General features: G+C 65.2%; 23 protein-coding genes. 8 read left to right on the forward strand and 15 right to left on the reverse strand.

The features are described from left to right. Positions 1–30: 30 nt before the first annotated feature. From A7X65_RS22950 to A7X65_RS22980, 7 genes are all read right to left on the reverse strand, one after another. Positions 31–291, reverse strand: coding sequence for a hypothetical protein (locus A7X65_RS22950; protein WP_063690726.1), 261 nt, complete (start codon positions 289–291; stop codon positions 31–33). Positions 292–497: 206 nt separating this feature from the next. Beyond that, complete coding sequence (locus tag A7X65_RS22955) at positions 498–983, reverse strand: DUF417 family protein (RefSeq protein ID WP_063689110.1); 486 nt, start codon at positions 981–983, stop codon at positions 498–500. A gap of 154 nt (positions 984–1,137) precedes the next feature. Next, positions 1,138–1,455, reverse strand: coding sequence for a hypothetical protein (locus tag A7X65_RS22960; RefSeq protein ID WP_063689112.1), 318 nt, complete (start codon positions 1,453–1,455; stop codon positions 1,138–1,140). A gap of 24 nt (positions 1,456–1,479) precedes the next feature. Beyond that, positions 1,480–1,950: a DUF302 domain-containing protein gene (locus tag A7X65_RS22965; RefSeq protein ID WP_063689114.1), complete on the reverse strand. Its 471-nt coding sequence runs from the start codon at positions 1,948–1,950 to the stop codon at positions 1,480–1,482. 7 nt (positions 1,951–1,957) lie between these two features. After that, on the reverse strand, positions 1,958–2,506 hold the full coding sequence (locus A7X65_RS22970) for a c-type cytochrome (protein WP_063689117.1): 549 nt from the start codon (positions 2,504–2,506) through the stop codon (positions 1,958–1,960). Further along, the gene (gene soxC / locus A7X65_RS22975) at positions 2,493–3,761 is read right to left on the reverse strand and encodes a sulfite dehydrogenase (RefSeq protein WP_063689119.1); all 1,269 of its coding nucleotides are present in this window, start codon (positions 3,759–3,761) and stop codon (positions 2,493–2,495) included. Before soxC ends, A7X65_RS22970 begins: the two co-directional genes overlap by 14 nt. Before the next feature lie 137 nt (positions 3,762–3,898). After that, the gene (locus tag A7X65_RS22980; RefSeq protein ID WP_082885025.1) at positions 3,899–4,237 is read right to left on the reverse strand and encodes a carboxymuconolactone decarboxylase family protein; all 339 of its coding nucleotides are present in this window, start codon (positions 4,235–4,237) and stop codon (positions 3,899–3,901) included. A 96-nt stretch (positions 4,238–4,333) separates the two neighbouring features. On the opposite strand from A7X65_RS22980, the gene A7X65_RS22985 reads away from it, so the two are divergent. Beyond that, entirely contained in the window at positions 4,334–5,269 is a 936-nt protein-coding gene (locus tag A7X65_RS22985; RefSeq protein ID WP_156527970.1) for an AraC family transcriptional regulator, read from the forward strand. Positions 5,270–5,349: 80 nt separating this feature from the next. Further along, on the forward strand, positions 5,350–5,847 hold the full coding sequence (locus tag A7X65_RS22990) for a GNAT family N-acetyltransferase (protein WP_063689125.1): 498 nt from the start codon (positions 5,350–5,352) through the stop codon (positions 5,845–5,847). Between the two features lie 13 nt (positions 5,848–5,860). Here A7X65_RS22990 and A7X65_RS22995 read toward each other — a convergent pair whose 3' ends face one another. Next, positions 5,861–6,232, reverse strand: coding sequence for a cupin domain-containing protein (locus tag A7X65_RS22995; protein ID WP_063689127.1), 372 nt, complete (start codon positions 6,230–6,232; stop codon positions 5,861–5,863). Positions 6,233–6,303: 71 nt separating this feature from the next. Beyond that, entirely contained in the window at positions 6,304–6,897 is a 594-nt protein-coding gene (locus A7X65_RS23000) for a TetR/AcrR family transcriptional regulator (protein ID WP_063690729.1), read from the reverse strand. A gap of 112 nt (positions 6,898–7,009) precedes the next feature. Here A7X65_RS23000 and A7X65_RS23005 point away from each other — a divergent pair, with 112 nt between their 5' ends. Together A7X65_RS23005 and A7X65_RS23010 are read left to right on the forward strand one after the other, a co-directional pair. Next, positions 7,010–7,747 (forward strand): 3-oxoacyl-ACP reductase family protein, encoded by a 738-nt coding sequence (locus A7X65_RS23005; protein WP_063689129.1) that lies wholly within the window; start codon positions 7,010–7,012, stop codon positions 7,745–7,747. 200 nt (positions 7,748–7,947) lie between these two features. Continuing rightward, complete coding sequence (locus tag A7X65_RS23010) at positions 7,948–8,181, forward strand: hypothetical protein (RefSeq protein WP_063690731.1); 234 nt, start codon at positions 7,948–7,950, stop codon at positions 8,179–8,181. A gap of 71 nt (positions 8,182–8,252) precedes the next feature. Here A7X65_RS23010 and A7X65_RS23015 read toward each other — a convergent pair whose 3' ends face one another. From A7X65_RS23015 to A7X65_RS23040, 5 genes are all read right to left on the reverse strand, one after another. Further along, positions 8,253–9,443 (reverse strand): MEDS domain-containing protein, encoded by a 1,191-nt coding sequence (locus A7X65_RS23015; protein ID WP_063689137.1) that lies wholly within the window; start codon positions 9,441–9,443, stop codon positions 8,253–8,255. 470 nt (positions 9,444–9,913) lie between these two features. Continuing rightward, a complete protein-coding gene (locus tag A7X65_RS23020; RefSeq protein WP_063689140.1) occupies positions 9,914–10,156 on the reverse strand; it encodes a hypothetical protein in 243 nt (80 codons plus the stop codon). Between the two features lie 28 nt (positions 10,157–10,184). Further along, the gene (locus A7X65_RS23025) at positions 10,185–11,309 is read right to left on the reverse strand and encodes a DUF2336 domain-containing protein (RefSeq protein WP_063689142.1); all 1,125 of its coding nucleotides are present in this window, start codon (positions 11,307–11,309) and stop codon (positions 10,185–10,187) included. Between the two features lie 495 nt (positions 11,310–11,804). Then, positions 11,805–15,461: an AsmA family protein gene (locus A7X65_RS23035; protein WP_063689146.1), complete on the reverse strand. Its 3,657-nt coding sequence runs from the start codon at positions 15,459–15,461 to the stop codon at positions 11,805–11,807. Between the two features lie 310 nt (positions 15,462–15,771). Further along, positions 15,772–17,004 (reverse strand): cytochrome P450, encoded by a 1,233-nt coding sequence (locus tag A7X65_RS23040; RefSeq protein WP_063690733.1) that lies wholly within the window; start codon positions 17,002–17,004, stop codon positions 15,772–15,774. 141 nt (positions 17,005–17,145) lie between these two features. Here A7X65_RS23040 and A7X65_RS23045 point away from each other — a divergent pair, with 141 nt between their 5' ends. Both A7X65_RS23045 and A7X65_RS23050 read left to right on the forward strand, forming a co-directional pair. Continuing rightward, positions 17,146–17,757, forward strand: coding sequence for a TetR/AcrR family transcriptional regulator (locus A7X65_RS23045; protein ID WP_063689149.1), 612 nt, complete (start codon positions 17,146–17,148; stop codon positions 17,755–17,757). A gap of 240 nt (positions 17,758–17,997) precedes the next feature. Then, the gene (locus A7X65_RS23050) at positions 17,998–18,633 is read left to right on the forward strand and encodes a response regulator transcription factor (protein WP_063689152.1); all 636 of its coding nucleotides are present in this window, start codon (positions 17,998–18,000) and stop codon (positions 18,631–18,633) included. 18 nt (positions 18,634–18,651) lie between these two features. On the opposite strand, the gene A7X65_RS23055 is transcribed toward A7X65_RS23050, so the two are convergent. Continuing rightward, positions 18,652–19,140 carry a MarR family winged helix-turn-helix transcriptional regulator gene (locus A7X65_RS23055; RefSeq protein ID WP_245323778.1) on the reverse strand — a complete coding sequence of 163 codons (489 nt, stop codon included), beginning with the start codon at positions 19,138–19,140 and terminating at the stop codon, positions 18,652–18,654. Positions 19,141–19,258: 118 nt separating this feature from the next. Between A7X65_RS23055 and A7X65_RS23060 the strand changes: the two genes are divergently transcribed. Together A7X65_RS23060 and A7X65_RS23065 are read left to right on the forward strand one after the other, a co-directional pair. Then, complete coding sequence (locus A7X65_RS23060; protein ID WP_063689158.1) at positions 19,259–20,155, forward strand: alpha/beta fold hydrolase; 897 nt, start codon at positions 19,259–19,261, stop codon at positions 20,153–20,155. 49 nt (positions 20,156–20,204) lie between these two features. Then, positions 20,205–21,008 (forward strand): isocitrate lyase/PEP mutase family protein, encoded by an 804-nt coding sequence (locus tag A7X65_RS23065; protein WP_063689161.1) that lies wholly within the window; start codon positions 20,205–20,207, stop codon positions 21,006–21,008. Positions 21,009–21,056 lie beyond the last annotated feature (48 nt).

The raw sequence follows: 21,056 nt of genomic DNA on the forward strand, positions 1-21,056 counted from the left end.
CAAGCGCGATCGCTGTGCATGGAATGATGCTTAGTCGGCATCCGACGCGTCAGCAGCGCTGTCCTGCTCGTCCGCAAGCCACTCATTGATACCGGAGGACGGAATCAGCCGCTTGGGACGGTACGGGTTGATCGTGCCGGCAAAGACGGCAAGTCCCTCATCGCGCCTGGCGCGCGCAAAGAGCTTCGCTTCATGCTCCGTTTCAAAGGTCTTCGTCTCACGCGGACTCCGTTGTCTCGGAAGAATGCCTCGCCGTTGCACCTCGAAGGTGACGTACCAGGTCGGACTCATCGCGCACACCAACATGTCACCAGCCCTGGGTGGTGTTGTGATGCGGCTGTCATCCGCGTGCTTGATTCAGATCAAATCGCAGCTCGACCACGATCTTGCGAGAGGCCGATCGCCGAACGACCGCACGCAGATCATCTGTCGGTCTTCGTCGCGCTGGATCTCGCCGCCGAGACATTGCGCCATCTCGGCGACGTTCGCCCGGGGGCTCAGCCAGTTCGCAGCCGGACAAGCGATCGCGGCAGCGAGGTGAGAAGCAGCACGACGCAGACGCAGAGCAACACGATGTCCTTGAACAGGAACTCGCCGGCCAGATTCCACGCCATCGGATCGGATGACAGGCTCCATGTCACGACGCCGGGCGTCGTGAAGAAGAACGACCACGTGATCGCGAAGGTCACGACGCCCATCAATGAACCGAGGGCGGACAGGACCGGACTGAACGCGCCGGCCGCGAGCAGCGCCGCGATGACGAATTCGGCGACACCGAGAAAATAGGCCTCTCCCCGCAGGCCGAACACTGACAGCCACGAGATGAACGGACTGTTGCTGATGAACTGGGCGATGCCTTGCGCGGATTGCAGCGTGAATTTCTGCATGCCGAACGACACGAAGATGACCACCATGACCCAGCGGAGAATGGCGAGCGGACGATACGAACCGCCGCCGCTCTCTGCGACGTTGAACCCCTGCATGTAACGATATCTCCCCGGCTTGCGCGCTCGTTGTTGTGCGAACGAGACGTTCGATACGAGGCTGTACGCGGGGACGACGTGCCTCGTTACCTGCAGCCGGAGTTCCATCGATCACGGATGCGTGCGATGCGCAGGCCTGCGACGAACGCCGCCGTCAGCGCGGACCGCCCTGCCCTTCTTTCGTCTCGCTCTCCGGCTCCCGGATCAATACCGCGGGTTCGTCATAGCCTGCGCGACTGCTGTAGAAGACCAGCGCCATCAAGCCGATGCCGACGATCAGGGAGAACACGACACCGAGCACCAGCGCAACATAGCCGGACTCCGGCACGTCGTGATCCGTGCTGAACCAGCCGAGATAGCCGAGCGCGACGGCACCGGCGAGCATCGCGCATAGCGCCGCGATCACCAGCCATCTGGCGAGCTTGCCGTCCTGCGACGTGGATGAGACCGATTGTTCGTCAGTGCTGTTCATGGAGAGCCCCTGCAATCGTCAAGCTTACGGTGCCGTGGCCTTGGCCGCGATCGCATGCAGGGCACCGCTCAGGGCGGCGACGACAGCCTTGCCCGGCTCGCCAATACCATGACGCCCGGCAAGATAGGCAGGATCGTTGTAGGACAGCCAGGTCATCCCCGCCTCGTCCTGCCACACCAGCGCTTTCAGCGGCAGGTCGATGCCGATGGTCTGCACCTGCTGCATCAGCGGCGTGCCGCCCTTGGCATTGCCGAAGATGATGAGATCCGTGGGCCGTAAGTTCATGCCGACGGCGGCGGCACCCGCCGCGTGATCGACATGAGCGAACACGGTGAGGCCCTTGGCCTTCACTTCGGCCTCGAGCCGCTTCATCGTGTCTTCGGGCCCGAAGCTGCTCTTGATGGTGATGAGTCCGTCTATGGCCATTGCCTGTGTCTCCCATGCACATATCGCCGCAATCAGAGCGAGGGTCTTGATCAGCGCCGAGAACCTCATCGCCCGCTCACTTCTTGCGGAACAGTTTGGCCGGATCGAATTCCGCCTCCGGAATGAACCCGTCGCGGTTGGGCATCCTGATCTTCGGCAAGCTGTCCCTGTCGACCTTGCCGTCGGCGGGTACGATGCCGTTGAGACTGAGGATGTAGGCGGTCAGGGCATAGGTCTCGTCCGTGCTGAGCGAGCCCGGCGTCGGGTACGGCATCGCGCGACGGATGTAGTCGAACAGGGTCGTGGCATAGGGCCAGAAGCTGCCGACGGTCTTGACCGGCATGTTCGAGGCAAGCGTGCCCTGTCCGCCGGCGAGACGATCCTTGATGCCGCCCACGCCGTTGTCGCCGTGGCAGGCCGCGCAATTGTCGGCGAAGATCTGCTTGCCTTGCACGGCCGTGCCACTGCCGTCAGGCAGGCCCTTGCCGTCGGGACCGACGTCGATGTCCCATAGCTTGATGTCCTGCGGCGTCGCCGGACGCCCGAAATCGAACGCCAGCGCCGGCGCAGCGAGCAAACCGAGAGCGAGCACTCCTGCCAAAAGCAGCTTGTCATGCGAGGACATTGCGGACCCTCCCGGCCTCGTCGATGCTCCAAGTCTGCTGGGCGTTGTAGTGAAACAGCGCGTTGGTCCCCATCGCGGCGATGAAGGACTGCCGGTCCGGCTGAACGTTGCCCTTCTCGTCGGTCGAGCGGCTCACGATCCTGGTCGGCTTGCCGTCCCAGACCCAATCCATCTGGAAGCGAACCTGCGCCTTCGACAGCACGGGAAGGCTCAATTGCGCCTGCTTCCACGATTTCGCGCCGTCGGTCGAAATCTCGACCTTCGCGATCTTGCCATGGCCGCTCCAGGCAAGGCCGGAGATGCGATTGTAGCCGGGCTGGATCTGCATCATGCCCGATGGCTGGGTGATGACGGAGTTGGTTTCCATTCGCAGCTGGAATTGCCGCGCCTTGCCGTCCGCCAGCAGCTGAGTGTAACGCGCCGTCTCCCAGCGCGTCATCCAGGGCGCGTTGCCGAACTTGAGGCGGCGAAGCCATTTGATGTTGAGGTTGCCCTCGAAGCCCGGCATCAGCAGCCGCATCGGAAAGCCGTGCGCGGGCCGCAGCGGCTCGCCGTTCTGTCCGTAGGCGACGAAGGCCTCGTTCACGATCTCGTCGGTGAGCGGAATGCTGCGATCGACACCGGCGCCGTCGCCGCCCTCCGCCAGCATCCAGTTCGCGCCCTTGTCCCTGGCGACGAGGTCGATCAGGAATTTCAGCGGCACGCCGGTCCATTCATTGGTGCTGACGAGGCCGTGCGTGTTCTGCACGGTCACATCGGGATCGGCCTTCTTCCAGTTCTCCCAGCCGTTGCCGGTGCATTCGATGAACACCACGCGCGTGACCGATGGCATCCGCTTGAGGTCCTCGACGCTGAACACCAGCGGCTTCGAGACCATGCCGTGAATCAGCAGCCGGTGCTGCGCCGGATCGATATCTGGCACGCCGGAATGGCTGCGCTCGTAATGCAGATCGGTCGGCGTGATGTTGCCGACCAGCTTCTGATGCGGCGTCTTGGAGTTGATGGCATCGCCGGGATCGACATTGCGCTTGCCCGGCGTCGCTTCGGGGATGCGATCGAGCTTGGCGAAGCGCGAGCGTTCGCTGTGGGCGCTGAGATCGGCGCCGGGTCCACGATCGGGGACGTCGGCCAGCGTTTCGGCATTGGCCTCGGTCGCGGCCGCACCCAGAATTCCTGCCGAGAGGCCTCCCACGAAGCCCCGGCGCGATAATTTCGCAGGCCTAGGCAATAGATCAATTGGCGCCCTGGTCGTCATATCATCTCCCGTCGATATCGTGCCTTTTGAAAAATCGCGGCAACGTTCATGCCGCAACATTGACCCAACGCCGCGCAGATTGCTTGTTAGGTTGTGTTAGAAGGAATGAGCGCCGGCGCGCTCACTCCCGAGATCACTCAAGCTTCCTTGAACGCCTCGTGCGCACGGGTCGAGTAAACCAGCGCAGCTCCTGCATTGACCGAAATCGCGGCGCCGAGCGCCTCGGCGACCTCGGCTTCGGTCGCGCCGTGCTTCTTCGCTTCGGCGGCATGGACCGTGATACAGCCGTCGCACCGCAAGCTGATCGCAGCTCCCAGCGCGATCAACTCGCGTGTCTTGGCATCGAGGTGGCCGGTTTTCGCGCCTGCACCACTGAGAGTCGCGTAGCCCTTCACCGTATCCGGCGCCAGCTTTCCGATTGCGCCGACGCCGGCGACAACCTGGCGGCGGTAATTGTTCCAGTCGAGCATTGACATGGCACTCTCCTTGTCTTGATGAGATTGATCTAGAAGCGCTTGCGGTTGCTTGGTATGGCCGGGCGGCTCGCAATCATGTCCGGGCGGATCAAGGGAATGTCGGGGGTGGAAGCCGCGGAATTGTTGAAGGCGATCGTGCCGCTGCTCAGAATCCGGCCGGTGATCGAGGATTCCTGCAAATTCGGCGGGAACTGGCAGTCGCTCCACGCGCCGAACGGCCGGGGATGGGCGCAATTCCACATGGTCACGCGCGGCGCCTGCGTGGTCGAAAGGCCCGGCCTGGGCTCGCAGCGGCTCGAGGCCGGCGACATCCTGCTCCTGCCGCATGGCGACAGCCATCTGCTGCGCAGCCGGACCGGCGGCGGCCTCGCGCAGATCTCGAGCGAGGTGCGAAACGGCGTGCGGCAGCGCAGCACGGTCGATGCCCGCGTCGATACCGAACTTCTCTGCGGTCGCTTCCTGTTCGAGACCGCGGAGGAGAACCCGCTGATCGCGGTGCTTCCCGATGAGGTCGTTCTTCACACGGAAGGACAGCCGGTCCTGGAAAGATTTCGGCGCCTGCTGATCGACATCCGCGACGAGCTGGACGCAGGACGAGCCGGATCCGAGATGGTGGCGGCCGACCTTGCACGCGCGTTGTTCGTCATGATGCTCCGGGACCATTTGACGAACACTGCCCCCGCCGACGGCACGGTGTCGCTGTTGCAGGACCGCACCACGGCGCGGGTCGTGCTGGCGTTGCTGGACGATCTCTCCCGGGACTGGACGCTCGACGAGATGGCGGCTGTCGCAATCTGCTCCCGCGCGAGCCTGGTGCGCGCCTTTCGCAAGGCGGCGGGGACTGCGCCGATGACATTCCTGTCCGATCTGCGGTTGACGACTGCGCGCAAACGGCTGGCCGGCACCTCCGATTCCATCGCAGAGATCGCGAGTGAGGTCGGCTATGCGTCCGAGGGAGCCTTGAGCAAGGCCATCATGCGCAAATACGGCGTACGGCCGGGCGCGCTGAGGATGGCGGAGAACGGGCCATAGCAGCGGCCCGAGCTGCGGCGCCGCACGAATAATCGCTCCGGCATGGTGACGCGCGGCTTCGAAAGAGGCTATCTGACGCCATGGAGCACTTCAGCACAGATCGACTGAGCGCCGAAAGGCTGAACGAAAGTCACCTCGCCGACCTCGTCGCGCTGCATCTCGATGCCGAGGTGTCGCGCTATCTCGGCGGCGTGCGCTCGGCGGACGTGACCAAGGCCTATCTCGACGTCAACATGGCCCATTGGGACCAACACGGCTTCGGGCTGTGGGCGCTGCGAACGAAAGACGGCGCGTTCGCCGGACGCGCGGGCCTTCGTCACATCCTGCTGGATGACGTCGACGAGGTCGAGATCGCCTACGCGTTCAAGCGCGGTGCCTGGGGCCTGGGATTTGCGAGCGAGATCGCCACCGCCATGACCGAGATCGGGCTTTCGCACCTCAAACTGCCCTCGCTGATCGGCCTGGTGTTTGCCGAGAACGCTGCATCCCGCCGCGTGCTGGAGAAGTCGGACTACCTGCTCGAGCGGAGCATGGTCCGCCAGGGCCATGACGCCGTGATCTACCGCATCCGGCGGTGAGAACCCGGCAACCTCACGGCTCCAGCGTGTAGGAGCGCCCGGGTTCGAGCACGTAGATGGTCAGGAAGCGGAGCGGACGCTCCGGGTCGCAATTGCGAAACAGGGTGTGCGGAACATCCGCCCGGTCCTGCAATGTCTCGCCGGCCCGGTATCGCCGCGGTTCGTCGCTGCCATAGGCGGATTCGGCAACGCCTTCCACAATGTAGATCGCGCCGGCGACGGGATGAAGGTGAAGCGGAGCCGTGCCGCCCGGCGGATAGGTGACCTCGACGACCATGAGCTCCTTGTCGCCACCGGGCAATGGCAGCCGTTCGAGAACCTTGCGCGTGACGCCGGCAAACCCGGCCCGCTGGGCGTCAACCCGGCCGTCATTCGGTTGATTCATGGAGCACCTGTCTCGTCGAGACCTGACCGGCAGACCTGACCTGCAGACTTCACCTGCAGACTTGGCTATTTTTAGGCCCCGCCCGGCCACGCCGCCATGGCCGTTTTCGCCGCGCCTCTCAACTCCGCCGCCGTCGCACCGTCCTTGGCCTGGATGGCCATGCCCTGGATGACGCTGAGATAGAACCGGCCCAGCGCCTCGACGTCCACTGCATCGGACAATTCGCCATTGGCGATCGCGGCCTCCAGCCGTGCGCGCAAGCTGTCCAGCAGGTCGAGCCTCACCTTCCTGACCGCACGCGTGATGGCGGCCGGCCATTCGTCACTGACGGCTCCCAGCGCCACCATGCAGCCTGCGGGCGACGTGCGGGACTTCGGCAGCGCCTCGGCCATGCCGATCAGCAGATTCTCCACGCCGGCTCGCGCGGTGGCACCTTCCCCGAGCTTGTCCCAGACCGCCTGCCCCTCGGTGGCGACGTAATGCTCGAAAGCGGCGAGATAAAGCGCCTCTTTGCTCTCGAAGGCGGCATAGAGGCTGGGCGAGCGGACGCCCATGGCGTCGCAGAGGTCGTGCATCGAGGCTGCCTCGAAGCCCTTGCGCCAGAACAGGAACATGGCGGCTTCGAGTGCTGCGTCCCGGTCAAATTCCCGCGGCCGGCCTGCCATCGCGTGCTGTCCCATCGTTCATTTCTGTAATGATCAACACATAATTGACTTGACCGTTTCCTTCAAGGCCACACATATTCTGTGTCGATCGTTACAGAATTGGAGAGGACAAATGACACTGCAAGGAAAACGGGCCCTGGTGACGGGCGCCAGCAGAGGTATCGGTGCAGCCATCGCGAAGACGCTGGCCGCGGAAGGCGCCGATGTCGCGATCACCTACGAGAAGTCGGCAGACAGCGCTGCGAAGGTCGTCGACGCGATCAGGGCCGGCGGACGCAAGGCCGTGGCGATCCAGGCCGACAGCGCCGATGTCGCCGCCGTTCAGGCCTCTGTCGCCAAGACCGTCGCGGAGCTGGGCGGACTCGACATCCTGGTCAACAACGCCGGAATTCTCCGCCTGGGCGGCCTCAACGACATCGCGCTCGCCGACATCGATGCGCTGCTGAACGTCAACGTCCGGTCCCCGATCGTGGCGAGCAAGGCCGCGCTGCCCTATCTCGGCAAGGGCGGCCGCATCATCACCATCGGCAGTTATTTCGCCGACCGCGTGCCCTCGCCGGTGCTTGGCATGTATGCGGCATCGAAATCGGCGCTGACAGCCTTCACCAAGGCCCTGGCCCGCGAGCTCGGCCCCAGGGACGTCACCGTCAATCTGGTGCAGCCGGGCTCGATCGACACCGACATGAACCCGGCGCACGGACCGACCGCGGAGACGTTGAAGCAGTTCATGGCGCTCGGCCGGTACGGCGCGACGGACGACATCGCGAGCGCAGTTGCGTTCCTGGCGAGCGCAAAGGCCAAATACATCACGGGCACGACATTGACCGTGGATGGCGGCGCCAACGCGTAAGCATGCGTGACGCGCCGTGCCCCGCGGCAATGCGCGCATCGACAACGCCCCGTCCCGGGACGCGGCGTTGTCGATTGCGGGGATCCACGGTTTCATGCCGCGAACCTGAACAGACATTCAAGAAAGTTTCGTCCCTGTTCCTGCAACGGGTCGTGGCCGCAGCCGTTGACCCCGCGACGATGCAGACCAAGGAGGAACAGATGAGGAAGCTCACTTACGCTCTTGCGGCGGCAGCGACGCTCGCAATCGGTGCCCCCACCATCGCCAACGCGGCCGGTTTCGGTGTCTATGTCGGCGGCGACAGGGACTATTATGACGGCCCGCGCGCGCGGATCTACGAGCATGACCGCGGCTGGCATCGTGGCTGGTACCATCGAGACCGCGACTACGACCGCGGCATCGTGATCCGCCGCCACCATCACTGGGACGATTAGTGCGAGCAGCACGATCGAACTGGAAGGCCCCGCTTCGGCGGGGCCTTTTGCGTTGAAGCGCAGGGGCACGGCTACAGCGGCAGCCTGATCCGTGCCTTCAGTCCGTCAGGCTCGAAGTTCAGCTCGACGCGGGCATCGAGTTGATGCGGAAGCAGCCGCTTCAGGAGCTGCGTGCCGAAGCCCGTCCGGGCGGGCTCGACGATGAAGCGCAGATCGCGCTCGTTCCACTCGAACTGGAGGTCGCCACCGGTGCGATACCAGTCGACCTCCAGCCGTCCGCCACGCGCGGACAGCGCGCCGTGCTTCACCGCATTGGTGGTCAGTTCGTGGATCGCCATGCCGAACGACACCGCCACCTGCGCCGGCAGATCGACGTCCGGGCCCGCAACCAGAAGACGGCCATCGTCGCGGTCGGCGTAGATCGACAGCTCGTTCTCGACGAGCTGGCGCAGCGGCACCTGGCCCTGGGCGCCGTCGGTGAGGAGCGAATGCGTCCTGGACAACGCGGCGATACGGCCGGTGAAGGATTTCTCGAACTCCTCGAGCGTGCCGGCGCGCCTGACCGTGAAGCCCGCCAGCGCCTGAACGGTCGCAAGATTGTTCTTGATGCGGTGCTCGAGTTCGCGGACCAGAACGGACAGATGCCGCTCGCTCTCGTTGAGTCTTGCGGTCTCGTCGCGGCCGGTCGCCTGGGCGGACCAGCCATTGCCCTCGCAAGCAATCGTGAAGTCATGGCGGCAGACCACGTCGAGTACCTCCTGCGGCCCGCAACGGTCGAGACAATAGCTGCACATCGAGATCATGCGGCGGCCCTTGAGCCCGCGTGTGACGCGCGCCTCGTAGTCCTGGAAGTCGGCCCATTGGCCGGGTTCGACCCAGCCGATATTGCCGTTGGTCCGAAAGCCGCTGTAGCCGTCGGCGCGGGCCTGCGCTTCGCTGCGGAGAAGGCCTTCGACGATCTGCACGCCGTCGATGCGGCTTCCCGCCGCGTACCAGGTGCGCACATCGTGAATCTCGATCTGCTTTAACAGCTCGCGCCGATCGAAATCGCCGACCGCCGACCGCAGCGCGCTGCGGGCATCATCGGCGCCAAAGGGGTCCATCGCGACGAGCAGGCAACGCTCGCCATTCTCCAGCCCGGCCTTGAAGTACGGCACGAGCGTCTCGCGCAACTGGTCGCCGCTGCCGAAGAACTGGCACAGATGCGTGCCCCAGGGCAGCTGGTCGATCCCCGCAAGGCCGGTCGGCGCATGATCAGACATCGTCTCTCTCCCGGATTCCCGATCGCATGTCGACGCGGAATCCAGGTTGAATCCAATCTCTGGGAGCGGCCGCGTCTGCGTCACTGGTCCGCGCGGAGCGCAGAGGCTATCCGCAAGGTTTGGCGGGCTTTCGCGGTTCCGTATGTTCACTTCTGAACGTTGCGGCGTTCAGACACATCATGTCAGGCCTGCAGGGAACACGAGCCGCGTTGGGCTGACGTTCATCCGCGACGATGTGCGCCGGAGAAGTCGTGGCCCGGTTCGAGCGCGGAGAAATTCGGGAGTGATTGCGCCAGTCTGCGGAGCGATGACGGCACTCAGAATTCCGTCATTGCGAACGAAGCGAAGCAATCCAGACTTTTCCGTGGAAACCGCCTGGATTGCTTCGTCGCAAGGGCTCCTCGCAATGACGACGGAGAGGCAATCGCGCAGTCCGGATGGAGCGAAGGCGATCCGGGCCGCGACGTGTCTTACCTGAAATAGCCCAGCACGAGATCGACGTCCGCGCTGCGGGCCACCGTGCCGTTCAGCTCGGCATCGATGACGCGGCGGCAGGCTTCGATCGCGGCGTGGTCGCCGAGATCGTTGGCGGCTTCGAGCACGAGCCAGGCGGCGTCGACCGAGGCCTTGTCGGGCGCTCCGCCGTCGGGATCGACGGCAACAGGCTTGTTGAGGCTCTTCTTGCGAACTGCGGTGCCGAATTGAGGCAACATTGCAAATACTCCCCTCTCGAATTCCTGCTCAGTGAACCTGAAGCTCGGGCTGACGGCCCGAGGTGGAATCGGCACCCGCGCTGTTCTTGCGCGACTGGTAGAATTTGAGAATGCTGCGCGACGTCTCGATCTTGAGCCGGCCGAACTCGCGTTCATTGTCCTGCAGCTCGCGCGCGGTGATCAGATGATCCTTGGCGCCGAGGAACAGCAGCGACATCGTCGTGTCCCAGGAGAAGTCGAGCGCCTTGCACAGCACCAGCAGCATCTCACGGTTGCGATCCATCAGCGCGCGCTCGATCACGTCGACCGGCAGCGCCGACAGCAGCGACAGGCCGATCTGCACCTCGTCAAAGCGGTGCTGGCGCGCGTAGTTCGAGATCGAATCCTGGTTGAGGTTTCCTTGGCGGTACTGCGTCGTCACCACGCGCTTGGCGACGAAATAGCTGCGCGAGGACGGGCCGAACTTGGATTGCAGGTCGCCGGTGACCTCGGTCACCGAGCTCTGGATCTGCGCCATCATCTCGGGACGCTCGGTCTCGAGCCGGCGGCGGACGTCTTCCGACGCTTTCGAGATCAGCTGCTGGAAGATATGGCGCGGCACGTCCTTGCGCAGGCCGAGCTGCTCGGCGAGAATCGAATCGCCCTCAGCGCGGCGGACCATATGCAGCAGGCCCGAGCCGGAGAAGCGCGCGCCCTCGTTCTTGGCAACGGAGGTCACGACCTCCTGGTTGCCACGCTTGACCAGCACGTCGGTCACGGCCTCGCCGATCTGATCGCGCTGCGAGATCGCGAGCAGGTGCGCCTGGCCCTTGGTCAGGGCGCTCTGGACCAGCATCTTCTCGTCGATGCGATTGGACTCCCGCAGCACGGGACCGGCGACCTCGATCTCGTCGTCGAGGGCGAGTTTCTCGATGACGTTGAGCGGGGCGTGATCGCACGCCGCCATCAGATCCGAGAGCTGCGCCCGGGCAGCCACTTCGATCTCGTCGGCGAGCCGGCCGATGACCTCGCCGAACATGCTGATCTCGTCGTCGCTGTAGCGGCCCGTAATCAGAATGTCGGTCGCGTGCCACAACGCCTTCGCACGGCTTTCGTCGGTGCCGCGCGCGATCGCGTCGTCCAGATCCTGCAGAAGCGATTTCGCCCCGTTCATCTCGATACCCCAGTTCTTGGTCGTCTTTGGCGGGCCGTCCCGCCCGAGCGGGCGCGACGCCGAATTCCTCTGGGAACCAACGCTAGAGATGAAACGCGCAAATCCGGTAAAACCGGCAGATCAGTTTTGCCGACTAAAATTCATTCAAATGCGAGGGAATGGGTTAACCGGGGCGCGAGGGCTGGGATGGACGAGGACTGTGAAGCTGCCCGGCCTGCATGGTTCGAGACGCGCCGAAGACGGCGCTCCTCACCATGAGGGTTTTGGATGTCGCCGGGAAGCACGACCTCATCCTGAGGGCCCGCCGAAAGCGGGCGTCTCGAAGGATGGCCACAACGACGCTGTCGGCCAAGCTCTTCGAACGTCGATGCCTCTCCGCCGTCATGGCCGGGCTTGTCCCGGCCATCCACGGCTCGCCGCAGAGAAGAAAGAACGTGGATGCCCGGGACAAGCCCGGGCATGACGGATGTTTGCGGCATCCGACTCGCGCCGGCCTCAGGGGTTCTGCGGCGTCAGCACCAGCGGCGGCTTTGGCTTGGGCTTTGCGGGCGCGGGGCCCGGGGCCGGCCGCACCTCGATCGGCGGCGGCAATGGCGCGACCTGCTGGCTGGCGAGCGGCGGGCTCGTCAGTGGCGGGCTTGGTGCGGCAGGAGCGGCCTGCGGCGCCTTCGGAATCGGCGCGGCCCTGGGCTCAGCCTTGGGTTCTGCTTTGGCCTTGGCCGGCGGCGCACGGCGCGGATCCTGGCCGGGCAGCGGCACATTCACGGGCGCCTGCTCCGGCACGGGATCGGGCGAAACCAGCGTCGGCAGCGCGGCGGTCGCCGGCGGCGGCTCGCCGCGCTCGATCGCGTCAAGACGGCGCGTCTCGCGGTCGATCGTGCGCACCGCGAGCCACGACGACAGCGGCGCGAGGTCGACGGTGCGATTGAGCCTGTCGGGCGGGCCCGCCGCGAACAACTGGATCTCGGGCGGCGCACCGGAGAGCCCGGTCATGATCGGCGTCAGGCTGGCGCGGATGTCGGCCTGATCGGCGGGAATGTCGTAGCCGCCGGACACGATGGCGCGGGCGTTCTTCGCCTCCAGCGGCGTCGCGCCGACACGCAAGCGCCCGTCGCGGATCGTGAACGGGATCTGCGCCGAGGCAACCGCGATGGGGCCGGCCGACAGCGCGGGCTCGACCAGCTGCCGCAAGCGGTTATCGTCGCCGACCTGACCGCCGTCGCTGGCGCGAATGGCGATCTCGAAGGCCCGCGGATTGAGGCCGCTGATCTCGGCGGAATCCAGCGTCACCGTGCCGTTGCCGGCGAGCGCACCGGTCAGCGCCGCGACGCTGCGGCCCTGGCTGGTCAGCGCCATCTGCACCGAGGCGCGTCCCTTGGGCAGCGCGAGGTCGCGGTAGCGCAGCACGGTCGCATCGACATTGCTGAGCTCGATCCGCGCATTCAATGCAAGACCGCCCGGACCGTTGCGGGCGTCGAGGCTCGCCGACATCTCGCCGCCGCCGACGCCACCTTTGAGGCCATCGAGCGCGAGCGACTGGCCGTCGCTGCGGATCGTTCCGCCGAACGGCCGCAGCTCGATGCCGCCGGGCATCGTGCCGTGCAACGCCTGGAAGGTGATGCGGCCGCGCCAGCCGCCGAGCAGCCCCGCGCTGAGCGGCTCGCTTGCATCATGTCCCACGGCGCCGATCGCCATCGCCAGCGCAGGCCCAAGGTCGAGCGTATCGAGGCCGATCTCGCCGTCGATGCTCTTCTCCTGCTCGAGCGTGACCGCCAGATGGCCGCGCAGATGCGAGCCGCCTGCGCTGCTGTCGAGATCGTTGAAAGTCAGGCGGTTGCCGGCGAGCGTGAGGCGCGAGGACAGGCTGACGCGTTGCGCCGATTTGTCCGCCGGGCCGATGCCGAACAGCGGCGCGAGGTTGACGTTGCGCACGCGCAGATTCACGTTGGCCTTCGGCTCCGACAGCTCGACACTGCCTTGCGCGTCCGCATCCAGCCCGCCGCCACCAAGCTTTGCGGTCAATTGCAGCGGCCGCCGCCAGGCGCCGTTGAGCTTGCCTTCGAACTGCGCGGCACCTTCGCCCGCGGCCACCACGCGGTCGAGGCCGAGCAGGGCCACCAATGAACGGGACTCGGGGGCCGAGACCTTCGACTCCAGCGTGAAGTCGCTATTGCGCAGCTTGTCGAGGTCGATGCCGTTGACGGCGGCGAGCTGGGCCTGCGCGGCGAGCGTCGCCGTCGCCTTGAGCTGCGGCGCGTCGAGATCGAGCACGACGCGGGCATCGCTGCGATCGGCATGCTCGGCGTTCCTGTCGAGGCTGAGATCGAGCTTCAGGCGCGTCGCGCCCGGCAGCGGCGGCAGCGCGTCGAAGCGCGCGCGCAGCGACGGCGCGAACGGCTCGAGCAGCGCGGTGAGTTCGCGCAGCGCATTGGCCGAGGATTTCAGGGCAAGCTTGCCGGTTGCCTTGGTGCGATCGAAGCTGCCGCTCGCTTCCGTGGTCACGCCGCTGGTCTGGCCGAACCGCAACTGCTCCAGCGACAGCGAATTCGGCCCATAGCCGAGCTTCGCCGCGAACGGCCGCAGCTCCTGGCCCGCGGAGATGGCGCGGCCGACATCGAGCGACAGCTTGGCTTCCTCCGGCCATTCGCCTTGCGGCCCCGCCAGCGCGCGGACGAAACTCGCGGCGGCATCGAGATCGAGCCGGTCGGCCCTGAGCTCGGCGTCGATCCGCGAGCCCTTGCTAGCACCGGTCTGGACGAAGGCAATCCGTCCCTCGATGGCGCCGCCTTCGATGTCCGCCTTCAGCTTGTCGATGGCGAGATGGTTGGCGGCAATCGTCACGTCGCCGGCGAGGCGCAGCGGCCGCGTGCTGCGGCGGTTGATCTCGCTGCGGCCCTGGAGCCAGGCCACCAGCGTATCGGGGTCGGACGATTCGACGTTGAGGCGGCCGCTGAAACTGTCCGCGCCGGGTGTCGCGCCGTTGAGCGAGAGCTGCGTCATGCCCGGCGCGCGCAAGTCGAGCCGCTGGAACGTCCACGACCGGCCGTCGGTCCTGAGCTCGGCGGCGATGTTCTGCAGCGGCCGGCCGCCGAGCATGATCTGGTCGGAGTTGAACTCGATCTGCGCCGGGATCGGCGCCTGCGGAATCGCCGCAAGGCCCGCGCGCAGCGCGGGCAGGATCCGCAGCGGCTCGGCATCGTCCTTGCCGGCCAGCTTGTCGGCATCGATCTGGCGCGCGGACAGCACCGCGCGCAGCAGCGGCGAGGCGCCGAATTTGAGGTCGCCGACGCCGCCGGCCTTCAACGAATTGTCGTCCGTGCCGAAGCTCGCGTCGATCTGGTCGAACTTGGCACCAACAGGATCGGCCTTGAGCTTCGCGGTGAGCTTCCAGGGCGTCGGCCCCGCCTCGCCCGGCTTCTTCGCCGCAGGCACCGCGAGCGTCAGTGCGCCGTCGAATTTCGGCAGGCGGTTGTCGAAGGCGAGCACGCCTTCGAGATCGGCGAGGATCGCGCGCTCGCCGGGATCGATGTTGAGATGCAGACGGGTCGCGCTGCCGTCGGCGCTCGGGCCTGAGGAGATGCGGAACGGATAGCGCGTGCCCGATACCTTGAAGCTGCCGTCGCCGCGCACCGAGCCCGCGAGCGAGCGGACGTCGCCGGAGAAGGCGATGTCGTTCAGCTCCAGCGTCGAGCGGCTGGCGGCATCATGCAGGGCGATGCGGCCGGTGAGGTTCACCCGCTCGATGGCGAGCGAGGCCAGGTTGAAGCTGCCGCTAGCGGTGGACGGCAGGTCGACCCGGCCGCGCGCGTCGAGGCCGAGATCCACCGCCATGCCGCCGACCGTCAGCTCGGTGGCGCGCCATTCGCCGCGCATCAGTGAGCCCAGGCTGAACTCGACGTCGAGCTTGTCGGCGCGCAGGCGGCCGAGATCGTTGTTGCCGCCGAAGGTCACCGAGCGCAGCCGCAGGGTCGGCGCCGGCAGGAGCCGCGCGTCGAGCTCGCCGGCCACGCGCACCGGTACGCCGATGATCCGGGCAGCCTCCGCCTCGAACTGGGGCCTGAACTGGTTCCAGTCGATGAAGTAAGGCCCGATCAGCGCGGCCAGCAGCGCTAGAATGAAGGCAATCGCCAATCCGAGCAGCGTCGTCTGCACGGGTCTCCCCTCGGCCAAACCGGCACCCGGGTCAAACCTTGACCCTGCAAACCTTGGCCTTGAGGCTTCAGGCGCGCCGGAACAGCCCCTTATATAGAGGGAAGTGTGGCGAAGTCACAGCGACTGTTGCGCGCGGAGGTTAACGCTGGCGAGAGACCCTCACCCTGAGGAGGCCGCAGAATGCGGCCGTCTCGAAGGGCGAGGCCCGGCTATCGCCGCGTGGATGCAGCGGGGCCCGTCATCCTTCGAGACGCCCGCTTTGCGGGCTCCTCAGGATGAGGAGCCGGTTCGCAGAACCAGGCCGAGGTCGTCACCAACTCGCCGGAAGCTGCGTCAGGCCGCGCAGCACGAAGGTCGGCCGCCATTTCGGGTTCTCGACGTCGTCGATGCGCAAATCGGGCAGCCGCCGGAGCAGCGTCGCGATGGCGATCTCGGCCTCGATACGCGCCAACTGGGCCCCGAGGCAGAAATGGATGCCGCCCCCGAACGACAGCGGCCTGACGTTCGGCCGGGTGACATCGAGCCGGTCGGGGTGATCGGGGTAAACGGCGGGATCGCGGTTGGCCGAGCCGAGCAGGCAGAGCACCGTCTCGCCCTTGGGGATCTGCCTTCCGCCGAGATCGTCGATATCCTCCAGCGCGACGCGCCCCGTCATCTGCACGGAGGAATCGTAGCGCAGGAATTCCTCGATCGCGTTCGTCATCAGCTCCGGCCGCGCTTTCAGCAGCGCGAGCTGGTCCGGATTGCGGTGGAGCGCCAACAGTCCGTTGCCGATCAGGTTGACGGTGGTTTCGTGGCCGGCGCCGAACAGCAGGATGATGTTGGCGGTCAGTTCCTCATTGGTCAGCTTGTTGCCGTCCTCCTCGGCCTGCACCAGCTGGGTGATGAGGTCGTCGCCGGGATTCTTGCGGCGCAGCTCGAACAGCTGCTGGAAATACATCTGCGCCATCATGTTGCCGGCATTACCCTTGGCGATCTCCTCCGGCGAGAGCGGCACGGGATCGAGCAGACGGCCGCCGTCGCGCGAGCTCTTGTAGAAGACCTCGCGATGATCCTCGGGGATGCCGAGCATGTCGCAGATGATGGTGACGGGCAGACGGAAGGCGAAATCCTCGATCAGGTCCATGTGGCCGCGCGCGATCACGGCGTCGATGGCCTGGTCGACGATCTCCTGGATGCGCGGCCGCATGTCCTCGACGCGGCGGGCGGTGAAGGCCTTCACCACGAGGCCGCGCAGACGGGTGTGATCGGGCGGATCGGACTGCAGCATCCAGTGGCTCATGCTGCGGAACACCGGCTCGTCCATGATCTTTTCGCTGTAGCGGCGCTTGGAGCGCTCGACGAAATCCTTGCCGAAGCGCTTGTCGCGCATCACGAGGCTGACGTCGGCATGGCGGCTGGTGACGAACTGGCCGAACGGGGTCACGTGGATCGGATCGATCGCACGCAGCCGGTCATAGTGCGGATAGGGATCGCGGATGAAGTCCGGCGACAGCGGATTGAACAGCGGATCGCTGCCGGTGGGTTGCACTTGCTCGTTCATGGTGACCTCGATCGGTTGCCGCATGACACGAATACGCCGATCGCAGCCCCACTGCCCGGCGCAACCATCCCCAAAACCGTTGAACTGTTATCAACTCGATACATTGTTGTATCGAGTTGCATTCTGCCCTAACCTGCGCTGATGTCAAGGGTGAGAACCAGGCCGACCAGGGACGATACGCGCGACAAGTTGTTCGAGGCGGCCGCGCGCGTGTTCGAGGAGGACGGCATCGGCGGCGCCAGCATCGAGGCGATCGCGGCGGCAGCCGGCTTCACCCGCGGCGCGTTCTATTCGAACTTCAAGAGCAAGGACGAGCTGATCATCGCCATGCTCGAGGATCATGTCGAGCAGTCGATCCGGCGCAACATGGACATCCTCGCCCAGCACGACAATCTCGACGATTTCATCGCGGCGCTGAAGACGATGGACCGCAGCCGGCAGGATCCGCTCGGGCGCGCGCCCCTCCTCCACATGGAGATGATCCTCTACGTCGCGCGCGCCGAGAAGCGCCGCCCCGAGCTTGCCAAACGGCTGCGCGCGCGGCGCAAGCTCGTCGCCGATATCGTCGAGGCGACGTTGAAGGGCAATGGCAGAAACAACTCGGTGAACCCGCCGTGGATGGCTTCCGTCGTGCTCGCGCTCGAAGACGGCTTCCGCCTGCACCGGCTGATCGATCCCGAAACGACGCCGGCGGACAGTTTTCTGCGTGCAATTACGGATCTGCGGCGCAGGACTGGACTTTCGTCGAACTAGGCCGTGGCTTCGGATGACGAGATCGCGTCGTCTGCCTCTCTCGCGAGCACGCGTCTGCGATCAAAAGGACACAGTCGACGTTCGGCACAAATACTGACTCAGAATTAATTTGCGCGTCGCGATTTCAGGACGTAACTGCCGATCAAGAGCGACGTGATCCGGCAATGCCGGACGAGAAGGCGCTGCACCAACAAGCAAGAAAAGCAAGCACAGCAGCTACTTTTCGTTCAGGAGACATCATTGCCCGGCATCGTCCATGTCGTGGATGACGACGCATCGTACCTTTCGGCCATCCAGCAACTCCTCGAAGCGAGCGGTTACCGCGTCGCCACTTATGCATCGGCGCAGCAATTGCTCGACCGGCAGCCGGACGACAGCAAGGGCTGCATTCTGCTGGATGTCCGGATGCCCGGCATCGACGGGCTCGAGCTGCAGAGCCGCCTGACCGAACGCGGCTCGAAGCTGCCGATCATCTTCCTGACCGCCTATCCGGATGTCAGCATCACCGTGAAGGCGATCAAGGCGGGGGCGGACGACTTCCTCATCAAGCCTGTCGGGTCCGAAGATCTGCTCAGCGCCATCTCGCGCGCGATCACGCGGCATCGAAATGTGCGCGCGCTCGACGGCGAGCTGGAAGCGTTGCGGAGCCGTCTTTCGACTCTTACCTCGCGTCAACGGCAGGTGTTCGAGATCATCGTGCAGGGCAAGACGAACAAGCTCGCCGCGCGCGAGCTCGGCAGCACCGAGCGGACTGTCAAGGCACATCGAAGCGCGATCATGGACAAGCTTCAGGTCCAGTCGGTGGTCGACCTGGTCAGGATCGCCGAGCGGCTCGGCGTGCTCGGCGACAAGGACGGGCCGGACGCGGCTGGATGAAGTGGCGCACGCTCCCTGCTAGCGAGCGCGTTTGCCTTTGGTCGTGGGCAAGGGACAATTCGTGCAGACGCTATCGTCGCACATCCGGCAGATCGTGAAGCGGTCGAGCTCCGAGGTGTCCTGACGCGCCAGCAGATCATGGATCAGCGTTGCGAGCCGCTTCGTCTCGGCCGGCGACAGCACGTCAAGCAGCGACCCAACGGCTGAGATCCGCGAGGACATCAGTTCGTTCCGTGTCGCAGCACCCGCTTCCGTCAGATACAGAGCGATTTCCCGGCCGTCCTTCCCCGGCCGGCGTTCGACCAGCCGGTCCGAAACCAGACGGTCCACGAGCCGGACCGTTCCCGAATGCGACAGGCCCAGGATCCGCCTGAGCTTGTCATTGGTCATGCCCTGCCCGTATCCGATGACGACGAGCGCCGCCGGCGTCTCGCCGCCACGGCCGATGACCTCGCGCGCGCCCTGCTCGATCCGGTCCATCACGGCGAGCGAGAGCGCCCCCAGCAAATTCGCGATTCCTGTCTCCATGCGCCCGAGAATATGTGCGCTGCGCACAAAAAACAACTTGACCAGATATGTGCGCCACGCACATATTTGGGAAACGCAGACGAGAGGGAGAATGGCGATGACAACCCAGAGCGCGGCACGATCGATGCCGCACGCGAACGACGAACCCGCCCTGAAATACGTAGAGGCCAACGGGGTGAGGTTTGCCTATCTCGAACAGGGCAGCGGTCCCCTCGTCATGTTCATGCATGGCTTTCCCGACAACGCATGGTCCTATCGAAAGCAGATGCAAGTGTTCGCGGACGCCGGATATCGCGCGGTCTCGCCGTTCCTGCGCGGCTATGCGCCGACCGAGATCCCGGCCGACGGGATTTTCGATCCCATCGCGCTGGGCAAGGATCTCGAAGCGCTCATCGCGGCCCTGAGCGATGACGGGCAGGCGTGCGTCGTGGGCATGGATTGGGGTGGCACGTCGACCTTTCAGGCGCTGGCCACGGCGCCATCGGCGATCAAGGCCGCGGTGGTGATGAACACCGCCCACCCGATCACATTCTCAAGCATCAGGAGGGATCCCGATGCGGTTCGATCGATCTTCCATTTCTATTTCTTCCAGCTTCCAGGCGCCGACTCCGCGGTGAACATCGAGGGGCTCCCCTTCGTCGACTATCTCTGGAAGCTGTGGTCGCCGACATATGAGAACGAGGAACATCTCCGTTCGATCAAGGAGACACTCAGCTCTCCCGGCACGATGAGCGCGGCGCTCAAATATTACGGCGGCCTGTTCAATGCGGGATTCGCGCGCCGGCTCCCGATGAACGAGATGTACACCCCGACACTGACGATCTACGGCGGCAACGATCCGACCGCGAGATATTCGGTGAAGGAGGAGCCATTCTTCAAGGGGCCGCACAAGCGCGTCGTCCTACCCGAGGTCGGGCACTTCCCGCACCTCGAACGCGAGGCCGAAGTCACGGGTCTGATCATGGACTGGTTCAAGACCTACGCGCCCAACTGAAGGCGTCGCCACAAACATCCCTAGAGCCCTCTGACCGGGAGTACGCGCGATGGACACCAAGACACAGCAGCAGCACGCCGAAACATTTCACGCCCTTCACCGAAACACAGACCCCCTCGTCCTGTTCAACGCCTGGGACGCTGCCACCGCCAGAGCCATCGCGAAATCCTCCCCTGCCATCGCGACCAGCAGCGGCGCGGTGGCGGCCGCGCTCGGCTATGCCGATGGAGAAAACGTCCCGCTGGATATCGTGACGGGCCTGGTGTCGCGGATAACAGCGTCCGTGTCAGTCCCGGTGTCGATCGATCTGGAGGCAGGATATGGCCACACCGCGGACGCCGCCGCGGCATCCGCGGCCAGGATTCTGCAAGCCGGCGCCGTCGGCATCAACATCGAGGACGGGCTGTCCGGAGGAAAGCGGCAGCTTGTCGGCCCCGAACAGCATGCCGCGAAGATCAAAGCCGTACGGGACGCCGCGCAGGCCCGCGGCATTCGTCTGTTCATCAATGCGAGGACCGATCCGTTTCTGCTGAAATTCGGATCGCCGGATCAATGCCTGGATGAAGCGGCAAGGCGCGCCAAGGTCTATGCCGAGGCGGGTGCCGATGGAATCTTCGTCCCTGGCTTGACCGACCTCGCACTCATCGCGAAGTTCGTCCAACTCACGCCGCTGCCGGTCAACATCATGGTGACGCAAGGCGTCCCCGCAATCGCGGACCTTACCCGCGTCGGCGTCCGGCGGGTGAGCCTCGGGCCGTGGCCGATGATGGCAGCGATGCGTATCGTCGGAGAAGCCGCAGCCGGGGTCGCCACGAGCAGGCAATACGGCACGTTCCTGCAGCCGAATGCATGAGCCGACATCTTGAAGCACACGGTCGTTAGCCCGAGCAACGCCACGCGG

Source organism: Bradyrhizobium stylosanthis (assembly GCF_001641335.1).
Lineage (GTDB): Bacteria > Pseudomonadota > Alphaproteobacteria > Rhizobiales > Xanthobacteraceae > Bradyrhizobium > Bradyrhizobium stylosanthis.